The organism is Serratia sp. CY81684, assembly GCF_052166595.1.
Taxonomy (GTDB): Bacteria; Pseudomonadota; Gammaproteobacteria; order Enterobacterales; family Enterobacteriaceae; genus Serratia; species Serratia nematodiphila.
In genome coordinates this window covers 15,953-34,486 of sequence record NZ_JBJNOO010000012.1, presented here as the reverse complement: position 1 = coordinate 34,486, position 18,534 = coordinate 15,953, and the positions used below count along the sequence as shown (strand labels likewise).

Sequence of the window (18,534 nt, the reverse complement as noted above, 5' to 3'; positions counted from 1 at the left end):
ATTGCCGGTATCGAAAGATACAACGTAAAAGAATCGGTGGAGCGGTAGTTCAGTTGGTTAGAATACCTGCCTGTCACGCAGGGGGTCGCGGGTTCGAGCCCCGTCCGTTCCGCCACTTATTTAATTATGCCTGCTTTATTAGCAGGCATAATGTTAAGCGAGATTTAGGGGCGTAGCTCAGTTGGTAGAGCACCGGTCTCCAAAACCGGGTGTCGCGAGTTCGAGTCTCTCCGCCCCTGCCATATTAAGAACCCTTTGCGAAAGCAAAGGGTTTTTTTTTACCTATTATCCCTTTCCTTAGCGCGTTATCGTTTTGGAAAAGAGCGCATCGGCTGTTCTATGCTGATGTTTATCTGATCCGAGTTGCTCCATAACCTTTCGATCTTTACCTCCGCAGAGCTCCTGATTCTCCCGCTATTTTGCATTTTCTTCTCTCAGAAGGCGATGGGCGGCTTTTGGCATGATAGACAGCCAAGACCACGGTGGCGGCTTTTAAGGCCGCCATAGCGCTTTAGGCTGCGGTATTTAAAGGTATTTTAAGTAATTGTCGAATCAAAGGCTGTTGATCGCTGTTTTGCAACCAGACGGCATACAGTGGGCGGATAATCGGCGGGATCTCGGTGGCGGCCACCAGCTGTGGGTACTCTTTTTCCCAATGGCTGGGCAGGAAAGCGCATCCGCCCGTGGTTTCCAACAGCTGACGCGTCAGGTGAGCGGAGGTGGTGGTAAGCACCGGTACGTTATCACCTTCCAACATGCGGTTTTCCTGTTGGTGGAAGTCGGCTCCCCATTCCAGCTTGATGTAGGGCATTGGGGCCTGTTTGTCACGGTAAGCGGATGAGAACAGGCGTAATGAGAAATTGCTCAGCTGCTGGCTGGCCAATTCATCCATCTTCGGCGGTTCAGTGGTGATCAGTAAATCGAGCTGCCTTTCATGCAGTTGTTTTACCAAAGAGTGCCTTAATGCAACCCTGGCTTCTAGCTGCAGCGCCTCGCGTTGTTGATAGAGTGCTTGCAACCAGGGAGTCAGATAGGCCTCCCACAACGAAGCGGTAGCGCCGATCGATAACTCGGTGTGTTGCAGCGAACGCACGACTTCCTTCTTCGCCAACTGCCAGGTGTTCATCAGGCTCTCGGCATAGGGCAGAAGCCGCTCGCCGGCAGGCGTCAGGCGGATGTTATTGCGATGACGGGTAAATAAATTTGCGCCCAACTGGTTTTCTAACTGACGGATGCGGAAACTGACCGCGGACTGCGTTAAGTACAAAGATTCTGCGGCTCTGCCAAAGTGACGCGTTCTACTGACCTCCAAAAAGGTTTTCAGTAATTCGGTATCCACACCTATCTCCAAAAAAATTTGTCGTTAAGATTTAAATGTTTTGTTTTACACGCTGTCAAGCCTATCTAATACTCCGCGCCATAAACAGCACGGCCATAAGAGAATTAGGAGCGTGTCAGATGGCGGATAGCTTCACCACGACCAATCGTTTTTTTGATAATAAACATTACCCTCGCGGGTTCTCCCGTCACGGCGATTTCACCATTAAAGAGGCGCAATTGCTAGAGCGCTTCGGCTACGCGTTTAACGAGTTGGACTCGGGTAAACGCCAGCCGGCCACTGAAGAAGAACAGCTGTTCGTCGCAGTGTGCCGCGGTGAGCGCGAAGCGGCTACCGAGCAGGAAAAAGTATGGGCTAAATATCTGGCGCGCACACGTCGCCCGAAGAAATTCCATACTCTGTCCGGCGGTAAACCGCAGGCTGACGCAGTAGAAGATTACAGCGACAGCGAAGACTAAAGACGATGGGGCCTGCGGGCCCCATTTTCATTCCAGACTGCGATGCAGTTGTAACAGCAGGCGGTCCATACTGCGATAGCCCAGCGCTTCGCTGAGGTGGTGCCTGTCGAGTTCAGCATCTCCCGCCAAATCCGCCAGCGTGCGCGCCACTTTCAAGATGCGCTGCCAGGCGCGAACCGATAACCCCAGCGTGTTTAATGTTGCTTCCAAAAACTCGGCGTCAGCCGCCTGCAAAACGCAATCTCGTTCCACTTCGCGGTTGCTCAACAGCGCGTTGACTTTACCGGCGCGTTCGAGCTGCCGGGCGCGAGCCTGCTGCACCCTTTTCCGTACTTGTTCGCTGCTTTCTCCATGGGTTTTCCGATGACTGAGCGTACCCGGCGGCAACAGCGGTACTTCGATAGACAGATCGAAACGGTCGAGAAAAGGCCCTGACAGCCGGGCCAGATAGCGCAACACCTGCTGCGGTGAGGCGCGATTGTGCAATCCCTGATAATGCCCTGTCGGGCTGGGGTTCATTGCCGCGATCAGTTGCACCCTGGCGGGGAAACAGACCTTGGCGTTGGCACGTGAAATCACGATCTCGCCGGATTCCAACGGCTCACGCAGCGCATCCAGTACCTTACGCTCGAATTCCGGCAGTTCATCCAGAAACAGCACGCCGTTATGCGCCATCGAGATCTCGCCCGGTCGCGGCAGTGAGCCGCCGCCGACCAATGCCGCCATCGAGGCGCTGTGGTGCGGTGCGCGGAACGGCCTCTGACGCCATGGTAGAGCGGCGGGAATGTGATGCTGCAAGCTGGCGACCGCCAGGCTTTCCAGCGCCTCAGTCTCCGTCAGCGGCGGCAGTAAGCCCGTGAGACGGCTGGCCAGCATGGTTTTACCGGTGCCCGGTGGCCCAATCAACAGTAGGTTATGCCCGCCGGCGGCGGCGATCTCTAATGCCCGCTTGGCCTGTTCCTGGCCGATGATGTCGCGCAGGTCGGCGTTTTCGCACGCGTTGTCTGCATCGGGGGGCGCGGCCGCCACCGGCAGTTCGCCTTGGCCGAGCAGAAAAGCGCAGACTTCCAGCAGGTGTTGGGCAGTATGGGAGTGCGACTGCGCGATCAGGCCGACTTCGGCGGCGTTGTCCGTCGAGAGGATCAGTTGCCGCCCGGCATCAGCCGCCGCCAGCGCCGCCGGGATCGCTCCCCTGACCGCGCGCAGTGAGCCGGACAGCGCGAGCTCGCCAAGAAACTCGTAGCGTGCCAACGGTGCGAGGGGTAACTGCTCGGAGGCGGCGAGGATCGCCAGCGCTATCGGCAGATCGTAACGCCCGCCTTCCTTTGGCAGATCGGCGGGGGCCAAATTGACGGTGATGCGCCGGGCGGGAAAGGTGAAACCGTTGTTGATCAGGGCGCTGCGCACCCGATCGCGCGCCTCTTTTACCGTGGTTTCCGGCAGGCCGACCAGCGTCAGGCCGGGCAGGCCATTGCTGATATGCACCTCCACCGTCACGGAAGGGGCCTGAACGCCGATGATGGCGCGGCTATAGATTAACGCCAGTGACATATCGCTCTCCTTGCTGAGGACGACATGATGCGTGATTCATCCTGGCATTGCGCGGCGTTATTGGTGGTTTTTCTAGGGGTTTCGCAGCGTAATTGCTCATTTTCATCGAAGTAAATGAGATTGTGCGAGCCGCCTCGCATCCTGCGGCAATACCCATTAACAATTCGCTGAAGGCTGCAACACATTAGCGGCCCATACACATTGCAATCATAGGGTTAACGGGTGTATTTAACAATTGATTAAAAGAAAAATCACTTCTTTAACAAGCCCCGACCGCCGCCGCATTCTGCCCGGCAGCCGCTAAACCTCCTGACTTCGTACTCTACGGTAGGGATAACACTATGTTTGGTTGGACCCCGCTGCAACGCAACGCGGCAATCGCCAGCTTTTCAAGCTGGACGCTCGACGCTTTCGATTTTTTCGTGCTGGTATTCTTACTCAGCGACATCGCGCAGTCCTTTCAGGTCGGTCTGGAACAGGTCACGCTGGCGATTCTGCTCACGCTGGCGGTGCGCCCGATTGGCGCGCTGATCTTCGGGCGTGCGGCGGAAAAATATGGCCGCAAGCCGATTCTGATGTTGAATATCGTCTTCTTCTCGGTGTTTGAGCTGCTCTCCGCCGCCGCGCCCTCGCTGACGGTCTTCTTGCTGTTGCGGGTGTTGTACGGTGTTGCGATGGGCGGCATTTGGGGCGTGGCGTCATCGTTGGCGATGGAAACCATACCGGACCGCTCACGCGGCCTGATGTCGGGTATTTTCCAGGCCGGCTATCCGTTTGGTTATCTGCTGGCGGCGGTGGTGTACGGCCTGCTGTTCGAAACGGTCGGCTGGCGCGGCATGTTCGTCATCGGCGCGGCGCCGATCCTGCTGCTGCCGTTTATTTATTATTGCGTGCAGGAGTCGCCGGTATGGCTGGCGGCGCGTGAACGCAAAGAGAGCACCGCCTTGCTGCCGGTGTTGAAGAGCCACTGGAAGCTGTGCTGCTATCTGGTGCTGCTGATGGCGGCGTTCAATTTCTTCTCCCACGGTACGCAGGATCTGTATCCGGTTTTTCTGAAAGTTCAGCACGGTTTCGACCCTAAAACCGTCAGTATCATCGCCATTAGCTACAATATCGCGTCAATTATCGGCGGTGTTTTCTTCGGTTCGTTGTCAGAAAAGATCGGCCGCAAAAAAGCGATCATCATTGCCGCGCTGTTGGCGCTGCCGGTGATCCCGCTGTGGGCGTTTTCCAGCGGTTCGCTGATGTTGGGGATCGGCGCTTTCCTGATGCAGTTCATGGTGCAGGGCGCCTGGGGCGTGGTGCCGACCTATCTGACCGAGCTGGTGCCGGCCAACACCCGCGCGGTGCTGCCGGGGTTCGTGTACCAGCTGGGTAACCTGATCGCCTCGGTCAACGCCACGCTGCAAGCCACCATCGCCGAGCATCATGGGCATAATTACGGTCTGGCGATGGCGATCGTCGCCGGTACGGTGGCGGTGGCGATCGCCCTGTTGGTGTTCTTCGGCAAGGATACGCGCGGCAAGGCGATCACCGACGCGGTAGAAAATCCGGGTATGCGCGCCAACGTGTGAAAGAGGGGCGATTCGCGTGAGGTATGACCAGATTGCGCCGAATAATAACGCAAAAAAAGTGTTGTCATGTCGCGCGCGGCTGTGGTACCTCTGTAAGCATTAGTTCTGAATGAGCACAGTGAACAAACCCATTATGAAAGCCTTTGCCCAAGTGATTAGCCTAGTCGTGATTAGCGTGGTGGTGATTATTATCCCACCGTGCGGGGCTGCACTTGGACGAAGAAAGGCTTAGCAAACAAGCCGGAATCGCAAGAGAACCCCCGCACCGTCAGGTCCGGGGGTTTTTTATTGGCAAGAGAAAAGTGGAGCAAGGGGTAGAACATGAAAAACAGAACAAAATCCTGCAGTTGTCGAAGAAAGGCGGGGAAATAACTATGAATGGCGCTCAGTGGGTAGTTCAAGCGTTGCGTACGCAGGGTGTGGATACCGTATTCGGCTATCCGGGCGGGGCAATCATGCCGGTGTACGATGCGTTGTATGACGGCGGCGTGGAACACCTGCTGTGCCGCCATGAACAGGGCGCCGCCATGGCCGCCATCGGCTACGCCCGCGCCACCGGCAAAGTCGGTGTCTGTATCGCCACTTCCGGCCCCGGTGCCACCAACCTGATCACCGGCCTGGCGGATGCGCTGCTCGATTCCGTTCCTGTTGTCGCCATCACCGGCCAGGTGGGTTCCGCGCTGATCGGCACCGATGCCTTTCAGGAGATCGATGTTCTCGGCCTGTCTCTGGCCTGCACCAAGCACAGCTTCCTGGTGGAGTCGCTGGACGCCTTGCCGGGCATCATGGCGGAAGCGTTCGCCATCGCCGCAGGCGGCCGCCCCGGCCCGGTGCTGATCGATATCCCGAAAGACATCCAGCTGGCGCAGGGGGACTTGCACCCGCATCTGATGCCGGTTGACGAAGCGCCGGCGTTCCCGTCGGCGGCGTTGGCCGAGGCGGCCGCGCTGCTGGCGCAGGCGCACAAACCGATGCTGTACGTCGGCGGCGGCGTGGGCATGGCGCAGGCGGTGCCAGCGCTGCGTGAGTTTATCGCGGTGACCCGCATGCCGAACGTCGCCACCCTGAAGGGGCTGGGCGCGCCGGACGCGCAAGACCCGCTGTATCTCGGCATGTTGGGCATGCATGGCGCCAAGGCTGCCAACCTGGCGGTGCAGGAGTGCGATCTGCTGATCGCCGTCGGCGCGCGTTTCGATGATCGCGTGACCGGCAAACTGAACGCCTTCGCGCCGCACGCCAAAGTGATCCACATGGATATCGATCCGGCGGAGATGAGCAAACTGCGCCAGGCGCATGTGGCCCTGCAGGGTGATTTGAAAACGTTGCTGCCGGCGTTGCAGCGCCCGCTGGACATCGCCGCCTGGCAGCAGCAGGTGACGGCGCTGAAAGCCGAGCACGCCTGCCGCTACGATCACCCCGGCCAGCCGATCTACGCACCGCTGTTCTTGCGCCAGCTGTCTGACCGCAAGCCGGCCAACAGCGTAGTGACCACCGACGTCGGTCAGCACCAGATGTGGAGCGCGCAGCACATGACGTTCGAACGTCCGGAGAATTTCATCACCTCCAGCGGCCTCGGCACCATGGGATTCGGCGTGCCGGCCGCGGTAGGCGCTCAGATTGCCCGCCCGCAAGATACGGTGATCTGCGTCTCGGGCGATGGCTCCTTCATGATGAACGTGCAGGAACTGGGCACTATCAAGCGCAAGCAGCTGCCGCTTAAGATCGTGCTGCTGGACAACCAGCGCCTCGGGATGGTGCGTCAATGGCAGCAGCTGTTCTTCGACGGCCGCTACAGCGAAACCAACCTTTCCGATAACCCCGACTTCCTGATGCTGGCCGCCGCCTTCGGCATTCCCGGCCAGCGCATCAGCCGCAAGGATCAGGTGGAGGGCGCCCTCGAGGCGCTGTTCAACACCGAAGGCCCTTATCTGCTGCAGGTCTCTATCGACGAACTCGAAAACGTCTGGCCGCTGGTGCCGCCGGGCGCCGGCAACGAAACCATGTTGGAGGAAATATCATGATGCAGCATCAACTCTCGATCCAGGCGCGTTTTCGCCCCGAAATGTTAGAGCGCGTATTGCGGGTCGTGCGTCATCGCGGCTTTCAGGTTTGTGCTATGAATATGGTTTCCCCGGCCAACGCCGACAGCATCAATATCGAATTGACCGTTGCCAGCCCGCGCCCGGTTGCCCTGTTGTCATCTCAATTAAGTAAACTGATGGACGTCTCCTGCGTCGAGATCCAGCAGCCAACATCACAACAAATACGCGCCTGAGGCGCCGAGAAGGATAAATAACAATGACAAAGAAAGCCGATTACATTTGGTTCAATGGTGAGATGGTTCCTTGGGCCGAGGCCAAAGTGCACGTGATGTCGCACGCGTTGCATTACGGCACGTCGGTGTTTGAAGGCGTACGCTGCTATGACTCGCACTTGGGGCCGGTGGTATTCCGTCATCGCGAGCATATGCAGCGCTTGCACGATTCGGCGAAAATCTACCGCATGCCGGTTTCGCAAAGCGTCGACGAACTGATGGAAGCCTGCCGCGCCACGCTGCGCAAGAACAATCTGGTCAGCGCCTACATTCGCCCGCTGGTGTTCGTCGGCGATGTCGGCATGGGCGTCAACCCGCCGGCCGGTTATAAAACGGACGTGATTATCGCGGCGTTTCCTTGGGGCGCTTATCTGGGTGAAGAGGCGCTGGAGCAAGGCATCGATGCGATGGTCTCCTCCTGGCACCGCGCCGCGCCGAACACCATCCCGACCGCGGCCAAAGCCGGCGGCAACTATCTTTCCTCTCTGCTGGTGGGCAGCGAAGCGCGCCGCCACGGCTATCAGGAAGGCATCGCGCTTGACGTGCACGGCTACATTTCCGAAGGGGCGGGCGAGAACCTGTTCCAGGTGAAAGACGGCGTGATTTACACCCCGCCGTTCACCTCGTCGGCGCTGCCGGGCATCACCCGCGACGCGATCATCAAGCTGGCGAAAGACATGGGCTTCGAAGTGCGTGAGCAGGTGCTGTCGCGCGAATCGCTGTACCTGGCCGATGAGGTGTTCATGTCCGGCACTGCGGCGGAGATCACGCCGGTGCGCAGCGTGGACGGCATTCAGGTCGGTATCGGTAAACGTGGCCCGGTGACCAAACAGATCCAACAGGCGTTCTTCGGCCTGTTCACCGGCAAGACCGAAGACAAGTACGGTTGGCTGGATCCGGTAAACCCGTAACGACAAGGCTCGCCGCGCAGCGTGGCGGACGACAAGACAGACAAGATAAGAAATATCCAGGCGGTTCGTTCGCCGCCTGCCATAAATACATTTGGAGTGAAAAGAGCATGCCTAAGTACCGTTCCGCCACCACCACCCACGGCCGCAATATGGCGGGTGCCCGCGCATTGTGGCGCGCGACCGGGATGACCGACGCCGATTTCGGCAAGCCGATCATTGCCGTGGTCAACTCCTTTACCCAGTTCGTGCCTGGCCATGTGCATCTGCGCGATCTGGGCAAACTGGTCGCCGAACAGATTGAAGCCTCCGGCGGCGTGGCCAAAGAGTTCAACACCATCGCGGTGGATGACGGCATCGCCATGGGCCACGGCGGCATGCTCTATTCCCTGCCGTCGCGCGAGCTGATCGCCGACTCGGTCGAATACATGGTGAACGCCCACTGCGCCGACGCGATGGTGTGCATCTCCAACTGCGACAAGATCACCCCGGGTATGCTGATGGCGGCGTTGCGCCTGAACATTCCGGTGATCTTCGTCTCCGGCGGCCCGATGGAAGCCGGCAAAACCAAACTCTCCAACCAGATCATCAAGCTGGATCTGGTGGACGCGATGATCCAGGGCGCGAACCCGAACGTCAGCGACGCCGACAGCGAGCAGATCGAGCGTTCCGCCTGCCCGACCTGCGGCTCTTGCTCCGGCATGTTCACCGCCAACTCGATGAACTGCCTGACCGAAGCGCTGGGCCTGTCGCAGCCGGGCAACGGTTCGCTGCTGGCCACCCACGCCGATCGCAAGGAACTGTTCCTCAACGCCGGCAAGCGCATCGTCGAGCTGACCAAACGCTATTACGAGCAGGACGACGAGAGCGCGCTGCCGCGCAATATCGCCAACAAGGCGGCATTTGAAAATGCCATGACGCTGGACATCGCCATGGGCGGTTCGACCAATACCGTGCTGCACCTGTTGGCTTCGGCGCAGGAAGGCGAGGTGGACTTCACCATGGAAGACATCGATCGCCTGTCGCGCAAAGTGCCGCACCTGTGCAAGGTGGCGCCGAGCACGCAGAAATATCACATGGAAGACGTGCACCGCGCCGGTGGCGTAATCGGCATCCTCGGCGAGCTGGATCGCGCCGGCTTGCTGAACCGCGAGGTGAACAACGTATTGGGGCTGACCCTGCCGCAGACGCTGGAGGCCTACGACGTGATGCTGACCCGCGACGAAAGCGTCAAGAAAATGTACTCCGCCGGGCCGGCCGGTATCCGCACCACGCAGGCATTCTCCCAGGACTGCCGCTGGGATTCGCTGGACACCGACCGCAAGGAAGGCTGCATCCGCACCCGTGAGCACGCCTACAGTCAGGACGGCGGGTTGGCGGTGCTGTACGGCAACCTGGCGGAAAACGGCTGCATCGTCAAAACCGCCGGCGTCGACAAGGAAATCCTCACCTTCCGCGGCCCGGCCAAAGTGTATGAAAGCCAGGACGACGCGGTAGAAGCGATCCTCGGCGGTAAAGTGGTGGCGGGCGACGTAGTGGTGATTCGCTACGAAGGGCCGAAAGGCGGCCCGGGCATGCAGGAAATGCTTTACCCAACCACCTACCTGAAATCGATGGGGCTGGGCAAGGCGTGCGCGCTGATCACCGACGGGCGTTTCTCCGGCGGCACCTCCGGGTTGTCCATCGGTCACGCTTCGCCGGAAGCGGCCAACGGCGGCCTGATCGCCCTGGTGCAGGACGGCGACATGATCGCGATCGACATTCCTCATCGCGGCATCCAGCTGGATGTCAGCGAGCAGGAGTTGGCGGCGCGGCATGAGGCGGAACTGGCGCGCGGCGACGCGGCCTGGACGCCGAAAAACCGTGAACGTCAGGTGTCCTTCGCGTTGCGCGCCTACGCCTCGTTGGCTACCAGCGCCGACAAAGGCGCGGTGCGCGACAAGAGCAAACTGGGGGGATAAGCAGCATGGCGGTCTCTCAACCCCTACCCAGCGCCCCCTGCGGCGCGGAATATCTGCGAGCGGTACTGCGCTCGCCGGTTTACGAGGTGGCGCAAGTCACCCCGTTGCAGGCCATGAGCAAAATCTCTTCGCGCCTCGGCAACACCATTTTGGTGAAGCGCGAAGATCGCCAGCCGGTGCACAGCTTCAAGCTGCGCGGGGCCTATGCGATGATCGCCGGGCTGGACGAGGAGCAGAAGGCGCGCGGCGTCGTGACGGCTTCGGCCGGTAACCACGCGCAGGGCGTCGCCTTCTCCGGTAAACGGCTGGGGATCAAAACGCTGATCGTGATGCCGGTGTCCACTGCGGACATCAAGGTGGATGCGGTGCGCGGTTTCGGCGGCGAAGTGTTGCTGCACGGCGCCAATTTCGACGAGGCCAAAGCGAAGGCGATCGAGCTTTCCCAACAGCAGGGCATGACCTTTGTGCCGCCGTTCGATCACCCGACGGTGATCGCCGGGCAGGGCACGCTGGCGATGGAGCTGCTGCAGCAAGACGCGCATCTGGATCGGGTTTTCGTGCCGGTTGGCGGCGGCGGCCTGGCCGCCGGGGTGGCGGTGCTGATCAAACAGCTGATGCCGCAGATCAAAGTGATCGGCGTCGAAGCGGAAGACTCCGCCTGCCTGCGCGCGGCGCTGGATGCCGGCCATCCGGTGGATCTGGCGCGCGTCGGGCTGTTCGCCGAAGGCGTGGCGGTGAAGCGCATCGGCGACGAAACCTTCCGCCTGTGCCGTGAGTATCTGGACGACGTGATCACCGTGGACAGCGACGCCATCTGCGCGGCGGTCAAAGATCTGTTCGAGGACGTGCGCGCGATTGCCGAACCTTCCGGCGCGCTGGCGCTGGCGGGGCTGAAAAAGTACGTCCAGCAGCACAACATTCAGGGCGAGCGTCTCGCGCACGTGCTGTCCGGCGCCAATCTCAACTTCCACGGGCTGCGCTATGTTTCCGAGCGTTGCGAACTGGGCGAACAGCGCGAAGCGCTGCTGGCGGTAACCATTCCGGAACAGCAGGGCAGCTTCCTCAAGTTCTGCCAGCTGCTGGGCGGCCGCTCGGTGACCGAATTCAACTACCGCTACGCCGATGCCGACAACGCCTGCATTTTCGTCGGCGTGCGGCTGACGCGCGGTCACGCCGAACGGCGGGAGATCATCGACGAACTCAACGCCGGCGGTTATCAGGTGGTGGATCTGTCGGACGATGAGATGGCCAAGCTGCACGTGCGCTACATGGTGGGCGGGCGTCCGTCGAAGCCGCTGCGCGAACGGCTGTTCAGCTTTGAGTTTCCGGAGTCGCCGGGCGCGCTGCTGAAGTTCCTGCAAACGCTGGGCACGCACTGGAACATCTCGCTGTTCCACTATCGCAGCCACGGCACCGACTTCGGCCGGGTGCTGGCGGCCTTCGAGCTGGCGCAAAGCGAGCCGGAATTCGAGCGGCACCTGCAGGCGCTGGGCTACGATTGCCACGACGAAACCGACAACCCGGCGTTCCGCTTCTTTTTGCAGGGGTGAGCCGGATTGATAAGCAACCGTGACGCGTTAGTCAGTTTATGGGTTGCATGGTTGTGATTTTGTCGTGCATTTTTATACTGCCAAGACTTCTGACGTATAGGGATGCACGACAATGAAAACCGCTTTTTCTACGCCGTTCGGTTCTCCCGAAGACGATTTGACCAACGCCGAATTTGCCCGCCTGTTGGGCAATGCCGGGGTACAAGAGTTCTATCGCGATATTAATCTGCAAGCCTTGCAGGACTCGCTGGACTGCAGCCTCGCTTTTCATGGCGTGGGAATTATTTTTTCCGACGGGCAAAACTCATTTTTAGTCCGCCCGACGCAGCACACCGGTTATTCGAACGCTTCGCAGGTCACCCACGTGGTCATCAGCAAAACGGTGGCTCATACCTCGCGCGTTGCCGCGACCAATACGCTGTCGGAAGCGTTGAGCAAACCCAGCGTGAGCAAAGAGTTGGCCTCGGCCGCGCTGTCGTGCGGAACGCTGCTGGTATCGGTATTTTTACTGGCGTCGGGCAGCGTCGCCGTGCCGTTCACCGGCGGCACCAGCTCTGCGGTGGCTTATCTGGGCTATGCCGGCATGGCCGCCAGCGCGCTGCAGTGCGGCAATGGGCTATACCGCGTCAACAAGCTTTATGACGGGAAAGGCGATGAATTGGCGCAGCTCGACTCTGAGCAGTGGTATATCGCCACCAGCACCGTACTCGATGTGATCTCGCTGGCCAGCGCGGGGGCCGCCCTGAAGGAAGCGACGATGACCTACCGCGCCATGCGCCGCATTTCGGCGCGCAAGGCGACGGAATGGCTGAAAAGCATGCCCCGCAGCGAAAGGAAGCGGCTGACCGAAAACATCATTCGGGCGGAAAATCCGGGGATTTCCAATAACGTCTTGAAAGAAATGGTGAAGAACGGCTTATACCCGAAGCGTTACCCGACGGAAGCGATCCAAAACGGGCTGCGTCAGCAATTGCATTCGGCGCTTAATAACGCGTTGACGTTCGTGGGCAGCGGCATCAGCGGCACCCTGTCTGCGCCGGTGAATGTGAAAACCACCGGGCAGTATTTTGTAGGCATTATGCAGAAATTGCCGCAGATGGTGAGGTAATGGCGGACTGGATGATTAAACGCCTGATCGTGCAGGGCCGGGAGATGGAAAACCAAATCGCGGCGCGCGATCGCGCGCTTTTCGCCGGCGTGGATGCGCAGCTTGAGCAGCATTTCCTGACGCCGGGCCAGCGGCTGTCACCGCCGGGCGTCGGCAATGTCATGTTGCTGATGGTATGCCTGACGCTGGGGCTGGCGGGCGTGATGGGCCTGGCCACGGACGTGGCGGCCGCCTGGAGCGGCAAGACTTCCGCCGCCGTTCTCATGGGCAGCGGCGCGATCGTGGCGGTGTGGATGACGCTGATCCTGTTCCAACTGGTGCAGGGGAAAAACAGCGGGGTGGTATTGCTGCAATACTATCTTGGCATGCTCGGTCTGTGTTGCCTTGGCGCTGCAGTAGCGTGGGCGACGGGCATGACCGGCATCGCCACCGTCGCTATGTTGCTGGAGGGCGCGGTGGGTGGTGCGCTATTCAGCAATCGGGCGGCGTTCTATCTCTACGTCGCTTATTTTCGCACGCGTCGGCGCGTGTTTATCAAACGCCGTTGGCAGAGGGAAGATCTGCGCAACACCCGATAAATCGTCAGAACGGAAAAGCTTATGACGCAACCTTTCTCCGGCTTTAGTCAGCAGGGCCTGAATTTCCTGCAGCAGGTGCGGATCGAAAACGATAAGGCGTGGTTCGACGGCAACCGCGACATCTACGATCGCGAGCTGCTGGCGCCGTTCCGCGCGCTGGTGGAGCAGTTGGCTCCCGGCATGCTGGCGATCGATCCGCAGTTCGAGACTCGCCCGGCGATCGGCAAAACGCTGTCGCGCATTCATCGCGATACGCGCTTTTCTCATGATAAATCGCGCTACCGCAGCCGCATGTGGCTGACGTTCAAGCGTCCGAGCAAAGACTGGAAAGACGCGCCGGTGTATTTTTTTGAACTGGGGCCGGACATGTTGCGCTATGGGCTCGGCTACTACAGCGCCAACAAGCCGACCATGGATCTGTTCCGCCATACGCTGAGGCAGCGGCCGCAGCCTTTCCTTGAGGTGGCCGCCTGCTGCCGGCCGCCGTTCGAGCTGGTGGGCGAAAGCTACAAGCGCCCGCTGGTGAAGGAGCAGGCGGCGGAGATCGCCACCTGGTACAACCGCAAATCGTTCGCGGTGATGGTGACTGACAGCGAAGTGGAAAAGCTGTTCAGCGCCGATCTGGCGCCGCGGCTGGCCGGGGCATTTTTGCAGCTTGAGCCGCTCTACCACTGGCTGATGCAGGTAGAGACGATGAAGCAGATCGATCCGGCGGATCTGTAAACCTCGCGTCAGCGGGGATGCAGCAACCGCCAAAAGGCGTCGATCAGCGGATCGCTGAGGCGCTTTTTCTGGACGCAGACCCCCAGCTCGAAGGGTTCGACCATCGAGATGTTATCCAGCTGCGAGATGCGGTTGCGCACCGGCTCCGGGCTGTTATCCACCACCACGCTCGGGATCAGCGCGATGCCGCAGCCCAAAGCGACCATCGACACGATCGCTTCGTGGCCGCCGACGGTGGCGTAAATCAGCGGATTGCTGATGCGGTGGCGGCGGAACCACAGCTCGATGCGTTTTCGCGAAGGGCCGTGTTCCGGCAGGATGAACGGGATCTCGGCCCAGTCGGGTTTGTCGGCAAACGCCTGGCTGCGTACCGCGCAGGGCAGCGCCGGTGCGATCAGCACCAGCGGGATTTCACCGATTTTGGTGAACGCCACGCTGGCGGGCAGCGTTTCCGGCCGGCCGGCGATGCCGAGATCGGCCTCGTTGGACTGCACCTTGTCGACCGCGTCGGCGGCGTCGCCGGTGGTCAGCTTGATCTCTACCAGCGGGTGCTGCGCGCGGAAGCGATCGAGGATCGGCGGCAGGTGGCTGTACGCCGCGGTCACCGAGCAGAACAGCCGCAGTTCGCCGCTCAGCGAAGGGCCGTGCTGGCCGAGCGAGTGCTTCAGCTGCTGATATTGCAGCAGCGTTTGCTGGGCGAATTCTTTCAGCTGTTCGCCGGCGTCGGTGAGCTGCACGGTGCGGTTATCGCGCAGGAACAGCGGCTGCCCGAGGATCTCTTCCAGCCGCTGGATCTGGCGGGAGAGCGTCGACGGGCTGACGTGCATCGCCTTGGCGGTGCGCCCGAAGTGATGGCTTTCGGCCAGATGCAGGAACAGCTTTAAATCACGTAAATCCATATCGATACGCTCGCAGTGAGAGTGTTGCAAAAATTGCAATATCACGTTCTCAATATATCAATTTAAGCAACGCATTTCCTGTTATACATTGAGTTTAACGAATCTCCGCACAGACAGGGCGGGGAATGAAAATAACAATGCAAGACAACATCAAACCGGAGTACCACCATGGCTAACTATTTCAACACATTGAACCTGCGTCAGCAGCTGGCGCAATTGGGTAAATGCCGCTTTATGGCGCGCGACGAATTTGCTGACGAAGCCGGCTACCTGAAAGGTAAAAAAGTGGTGATTGTCGGCTGTGGCGCCCAGGGCCTGAACCAGGGGCTGAACATGCGTGACTCCGGCCTGGATGTCGCCTATGCCCTGCGCAAAGAAGCGATCGACGAAAAGCGCGCTTCCTGGCGCAAGGCGACCGAAAACGGCTTTAAGGTCGGCACCTACGAAGACCTGATCCCACAAGCGGATCTGGTGGTTAACCTGACGCCGGACAAGCAGCACTCTTCCGTGGTGCGTGCGGTGCAGCCGCTGATGAAAGACGGCGCGGCGCTGGGGTATTCCCACGGCTTCAACATCGTTGAAGTGGGCGAGCAGGTGCGCAAAGACATCACTGTGGTGATGGTCGCGCCGAAATGCCCGGGCACCGAAGTGCGCGAAGAGTACAAGCGCGGCTTCGGCGTGCCGACCCTGATTGCGGTTCACCCGGAAAACGATCCGAAAGGCGAAGGCATGGCGATCGCCAAAGCCTGGGCGGCGGCGACCGGCGGCCACCGCGCCGGCGTGCTGGAATCCTCCTTTGTCGCTGAAGTGAAATCTGACCTGATGGGTGAGCAGACCATTCTGTGCGGCATGCTGCAGGCGGGGTCTCTGCTGTGCTTCGACAAGCTGGTTGCTGAAGGCGCCGATCCGGCTTACGCCGAGAAACTGATTCAGTTCGGCTGGGAAACCATCACCGAAGCGCTGAAGCAGGGTGGCATCACCCTGATGATGGATCGCCTGTCCAACCCGGCCAAGCTGCGTGCCTATGCGCTGTCCGAACAGCTGAAAACCATCATGGCGCCGCTGTTCCAGAAGCACATGGACGACATCATTTCCGGCGCCTTCTCCAGCGGCATGATGGCCGACTGGGCGGAAGACGACGTGAAACTGCTGACCTGGCGCGAAGAGACCGGCAAAACCGCGTTCGAGAATGCGCCGCAGTTTGAAGGCAAGATCAGCGAGCAAGAGTACTTCGATCATGGCGTGCTGATGGTGGCGATGGTGAAAGCGGGCGTTGAGCTGGCGTTCGAAACCATGGTCGATGCCGGCATCATTGAAGAGTCGGCTTACTACGAGTCGCTGCACGAGCTGCCGTTGATCGCCAACACCATTGCGCGTAAGCGTCTGTATGAAATGAACGTGGTCATCTCCGATACCGCGGAGTACGGCAACTACCTGTTCGCCAACGCAGCGGTGCCGTTGCTGAAGGACTTCATGACCACCCTGCAGGCGGGCGATTTGGGCAAAGCCGTGGCGGGTACGGCGGTGGACAACGCGCAGCTGCGCGACGTGAACGAAGCGGTGCGCAGCCACCCAATCGAAACCGTCGGCCGCAAACTGCGTGGCTACATGACCGACATGAAACGTATCGCCGTTGCGGGCTGATTTTCCGCAAGATAAAAAACAAAAGCCGGCTGCTATGCCGGCTTTTTTATGCCTGCGGCGGCGCGATCAGTTGCCGTTCAAGGCCGCGCCGGATCGCGTGTTTGGCGTTGGCGACCCCCAGCTTACGCACCGCATTGCCGATGTGAAACTTCACCGTGCCGGTTTTGATCCCCAGGATCAGCGCGATCTCGTTATAGGTTTTGCCCTGGCTGGCCCAATAGAGAATTTCCCCTTCGCGTGGCGAGAGCCGATCCTTTCGGCCAGCCTCGGCGCTGGCCAACGCAAACGCGTGCTGGTGGGTATCGACCAAGACCATCTGCAGGCTGGCCCTTTCTTCCGCCATTAGCTGCCGCAGTTCGGCGTCATCGGCCGCCGTCGCGCTGATCGACAAGATCGCCAGGTTGTTGTCGTGATCGTGCAAAACAAAGCTGCAACCGTGCACGATGTCGTACTCCCGCGCCTGGCTGAAGATCTTCCGGTAATGCCGATCCTCGGTGGTGAGGGCGGTGTCGTGCCACATAAAGGGCGCACAGCGGCTATGGGCGGCGCGCACGACGGGATCGATGTGCTGATAGCGATTGGTACTGTAGATGTCCAGCCATTCTTGCGGGTAGTTCGATACCAGCAGATGGCGATCGGGATGGTGTTTGTTGAAGGTCAGGTAAGCGTATTTGAATTGGCTGAAGGCCTGTAGCCGGCCGTCAAGATGTAGTCTTGCGGCGACGGCGTTGGCGAATGTGGCGGCCATCGGTAACCTCCCTGTCGTTCGGCGGCTCAGCCCGACCTGCACCAAAGTCCAGCTAGTCAGTGCGGCGGATTGAAATTTATACTCGGCTAATAAATTCAAAAAGACGGCAATGCCAAGACCCGAGCTTAGCAGCTCTGGGCGGAAATAAGCCAACGCCAGGGAAATTCTTTCAATCATCCTCTGATCAATGCTTCTGGGATCCATTGCGTGGGCGGCGGGGGTGACTTCGCCGCCGCCTTATTGATTATGCGGGCATCGCCGCTGCGGGAATGATGGCGCCGCGATGTTGGATCACCGTCGCAGCAAGCTGGTGGCCGCGCTGCGCCGCCTGCTGGGCACCGCCGCCGTTCAGGCGCACCGCCAGGTAGCCGGCGCTGAAAGAGTCGCCCGCCGCGGTGGTATCCACCACGCGCTCCGGCGGCAGCGCGATCGCCGGCACCTCAAGCCGCTCCCCCTCCACATTGAACACCAGACAGGCATCCGCGCCGCGTTTGATAACGATCTCGCCGACGCCGAGCGCCTGCGTGCGCGTCACTATCTGTTCAACCGGCTGCGCTCCCCACAGCAATTCTTCGTCATCCAGCGTCAAAAAGGCGATGTCGGTGCAGGCCAGCACCTCGCGGTAGGCCTGCTGCGTTTCCTCACGGCTTGGCCACAGGCGCGGGCGGTAGTTGTTGTCGAAGATCACCTTGCCGCCGTTGGCGCGACAGCGGCGCAGCAACGCCAGCAGCTTCGTGCGGTCGGCAGGCGCGAGGATCGCCAGGCTAATGCCGCTGAGGTACAGGTAATCGAACTGCGCCAGCCGCGCGCACAGTGCGTCGGCCTGCGGTCCAGCAAGCCAATAGCGGGCGGCGGCGTCATTGCGCCAATAGTAGAAAGTGCGTTCGCCGGCGGCGTCGGTTTCGATCACGTACAGGCCCGGCAGCTTGTTGTCGAATTGCTGAATCAACCCGGTCTCGATCTTCTCCTGCCGCCAGGCCTGCAGCATCTCGCCGCTGAAGCTGTCGGTGCCGAGCGCAGTGACGTAATGCACCTGCAACGTCTGTTTCGGCATTTGGCGGGCGAGGTAGACGGCGGTGTTGAGGGTATCGCCGCCAAAGCCGCGCGTCAGCTGTGCGCCCTGCTGCGACAGCTCGATCATGCATTCGCCGATCACGGCGAGGTTTCGGATAGTCATCG

The 18,534-nt window shown here is 60.1% G+C and carries 17 protein-coding genes and 2 tRNA genes; 14 read left to right on the top strand and 5 right to left on the bottom strand.

Annotated features, from left to right (window positions below):
• Window positions 1-38: 38 nt before the first annotated feature.
• Both ACJ8QF_RS24435 and ACJ8QF_RS24430 read left to right on the top strand, forming a co-directional pair.
• Window positions 39-115 (top strand) — tRNA-Asp (locus ACJ8QF_RS24435).
• A 51-nt stretch (window positions 116-166) separates the two neighbouring features.
• Window positions 167-242 (top strand) — tRNA-Trp (locus tag ACJ8QF_RS24430).
• A 269-nt stretch (window positions 243-511) separates the two neighbouring features.
• On the opposite strand, the gene hdfR is transcribed toward ACJ8QF_RS24430, so the two are convergent.
• Window positions 512-1,339, bottom strand: a complete 828-nt coding sequence (gene hdfR / locus ACJ8QF_RS24425; RefSeq protein WP_028128092.1) for an HTH-type transcriptional regulator HdfR — start codon at window positions 1,337-1,339, stop codon at window positions 512-514.
• 119 nt (window positions 1,340-1,458) lie between these two features.
• On the opposite strand from hdfR, the gene ACJ8QF_RS24420 reads away from it, so the two are divergent.
• On the top strand, window positions 1,459-1,797 hold the full coding sequence (locus ACJ8QF_RS24420) for a DUF413 domain-containing protein (RefSeq protein ID WP_004929946.1): 339 nt from the start codon (window positions 1,459-1,461) through the stop codon (window positions 1,795-1,797).
• Window positions 1,798-1,824: 27 nt separating this feature from the next.
• Here ACJ8QF_RS24420 and ACJ8QF_RS24415 read toward each other — a convergent pair whose 3' ends face one another.
• Window positions 1,825-3,348: a YifB family Mg chelatase-like AAA ATPase gene (locus ACJ8QF_RS24415; RefSeq protein WP_004929948.1), complete on the bottom strand. Its 1,524-nt coding sequence runs from the start codon at window positions 3,346-3,348 to the stop codon at window positions 1,825-1,827.
• A gap of 341 nt (window positions 3,349-3,689) precedes the next feature.
• Between ACJ8QF_RS24415 and ACJ8QF_RS24410 the strand changes: the two genes are divergently transcribed.
• From ACJ8QF_RS24410 to ACJ8QF_RS24365, 10 genes are all read left to right on the top strand, one after another.
• Window positions 3,690-4,922: an MFS transporter gene (locus tag ACJ8QF_RS24410; protein ID WP_280631110.1), complete on the top strand. Its 1,233-nt coding sequence runs from the start codon at window positions 3,690-3,692 to the stop codon at window positions 4,920-4,922.
• A 133-nt stretch (window positions 4,923-5,055) separates the two neighbouring features.
• Window positions 5,056-5,154 (top strand): ilv operon leader peptide, encoded by a 99-nt coding sequence (ilvL, locus tag ACJ8QF_RS24405; RefSeq protein WP_013814970.1) that lies wholly within the window; start codon window positions 5,056-5,058, stop codon window positions 5,152-5,154.
• 142 nt (window positions 5,155-5,296) lie between these two features.
• Window positions 5,297-6,943, top strand: a complete 1,647-nt coding sequence (gene ilvG, locus ACJ8QF_RS24400) for an acetolactate synthase 2 catalytic subunit (protein ID WP_280631111.1) — start codon at window positions 5,297-5,299, stop codon at window positions 6,941-6,943.
• A complete protein-coding gene (ilvM, locus tag ACJ8QF_RS24395; RefSeq protein ID WP_004929955.1) occupies window positions 6,940-7,197 on the top strand; it encodes an acetolactate synthase 2 small subunit in 258 nt (85 codons plus the stop codon). The genes ilvG and ilvM overlap by 4 nt, the downstream gene beginning before the upstream one ends.
• Before the next feature lie 23 nt (window positions 7,198-7,220).
• Complete coding sequence (locus tag ACJ8QF_RS24390; protein WP_004929958.1) at window positions 7,221-8,147, top strand: branched-chain amino acid transaminase; 927 nt, start codon at window positions 7,221-7,223, stop codon at window positions 8,145-8,147.
• 107 nt (window positions 8,148-8,254) lie between these two features.
• A complete protein-coding gene (ilvD, locus tag ACJ8QF_RS24385; protein WP_015379395.1) occupies window positions 8,255-10,105 on the top strand; it encodes a dihydroxy-acid dehydratase in 1,851 nt (616 codons plus the stop codon).
• Between the two features lie 5 nt (window positions 10,106-10,110).
• Complete coding sequence (gene ilvA, locus ACJ8QF_RS24380) at window positions 10,111-11,655, top strand: threonine ammonia-lyase, biosynthetic (protein WP_004929963.1); 1,545 nt, start codon at window positions 10,111-10,113, stop codon at window positions 11,653-11,655.
• Window positions 11,656-11,767: 112 nt separating this feature from the next.
• Window positions 11,768-12,763, top strand: a complete 996-nt coding sequence (locus ACJ8QF_RS24375; protein WP_004929965.1) for a hypothetical protein — start codon at window positions 11,768-11,770, stop codon at window positions 12,761-12,763.
• Window positions 12,763-13,341: a hypothetical protein gene (locus ACJ8QF_RS24370; RefSeq protein ID WP_004929967.1), complete on the top strand. Its 579-nt coding sequence runs from the start codon at window positions 12,763-12,765 to the stop codon at window positions 13,339-13,341. Before ACJ8QF_RS24375 ends, ACJ8QF_RS24370 begins: the two co-directional genes overlap by 1 nt.
• Before the next feature lie 21 nt (window positions 13,342-13,362).
• Window positions 13,363-14,064, top strand: coding sequence for a DUF2461 domain-containing protein (locus tag ACJ8QF_RS24365; RefSeq protein WP_004929969.1), 702 nt, complete (start codon window positions 13,363-13,365; stop codon window positions 14,062-14,064).
• Between the two features lie 8 nt (window positions 14,065-14,072).
• Here ACJ8QF_RS24365 and ilvY read toward each other — a convergent pair whose 3' ends face one another.
• Entirely contained in the window at window positions 14,073-14,963 is an 891-nt protein-coding gene (gene ilvY / locus ACJ8QF_RS24360) for an HTH-type transcriptional activator IlvY (RefSeq protein ID WP_004929971.1), read from the bottom strand.
• 168 nt (window positions 14,964-15,131) lie between these two features.
• Here ilvY and ilvC point away from each other — a divergent pair, with 168 nt between their 5' ends.
• Window positions 15,132-16,607 (top strand): ketol-acid reductoisomerase, encoded by a 1,476-nt coding sequence (gene ilvC, locus ACJ8QF_RS24355; protein WP_004929973.1) that lies wholly within the window; start codon window positions 15,132-15,134, stop codon window positions 16,605-16,607.
• Window positions 16,608-16,653: 46 nt separating this feature from the next.
• Here ilvC and ACJ8QF_RS24350 read toward each other — a convergent pair whose 3' ends face one another.
• Both ACJ8QF_RS24350 and ACJ8QF_RS24345 read right to left on the bottom strand, forming a co-directional pair.
• The gene (locus ACJ8QF_RS24350; protein WP_044030082.1) at window positions 16,654-17,355 is read right to left on the bottom strand and encodes a LuxR family transcriptional regulator; all 702 of its coding nucleotides are present in this window, start codon (window positions 17,353-17,355) and stop codon (window positions 16,654-16,656) included.
• A gap of 244 nt (window positions 17,356-17,599) precedes the next feature.
• Window positions 17,600-18,532 carry a sugar kinase gene (locus tag ACJ8QF_RS24345; protein ID WP_004929977.1) on the bottom strand — a complete coding sequence of 311 codons (933 nt, stop codon included), beginning with the start codon at window positions 18,530-18,532 and terminating at the stop codon, window positions 17,600-17,602.
• Window positions 18,533-18,534 lie beyond the last annotated feature (2 nt).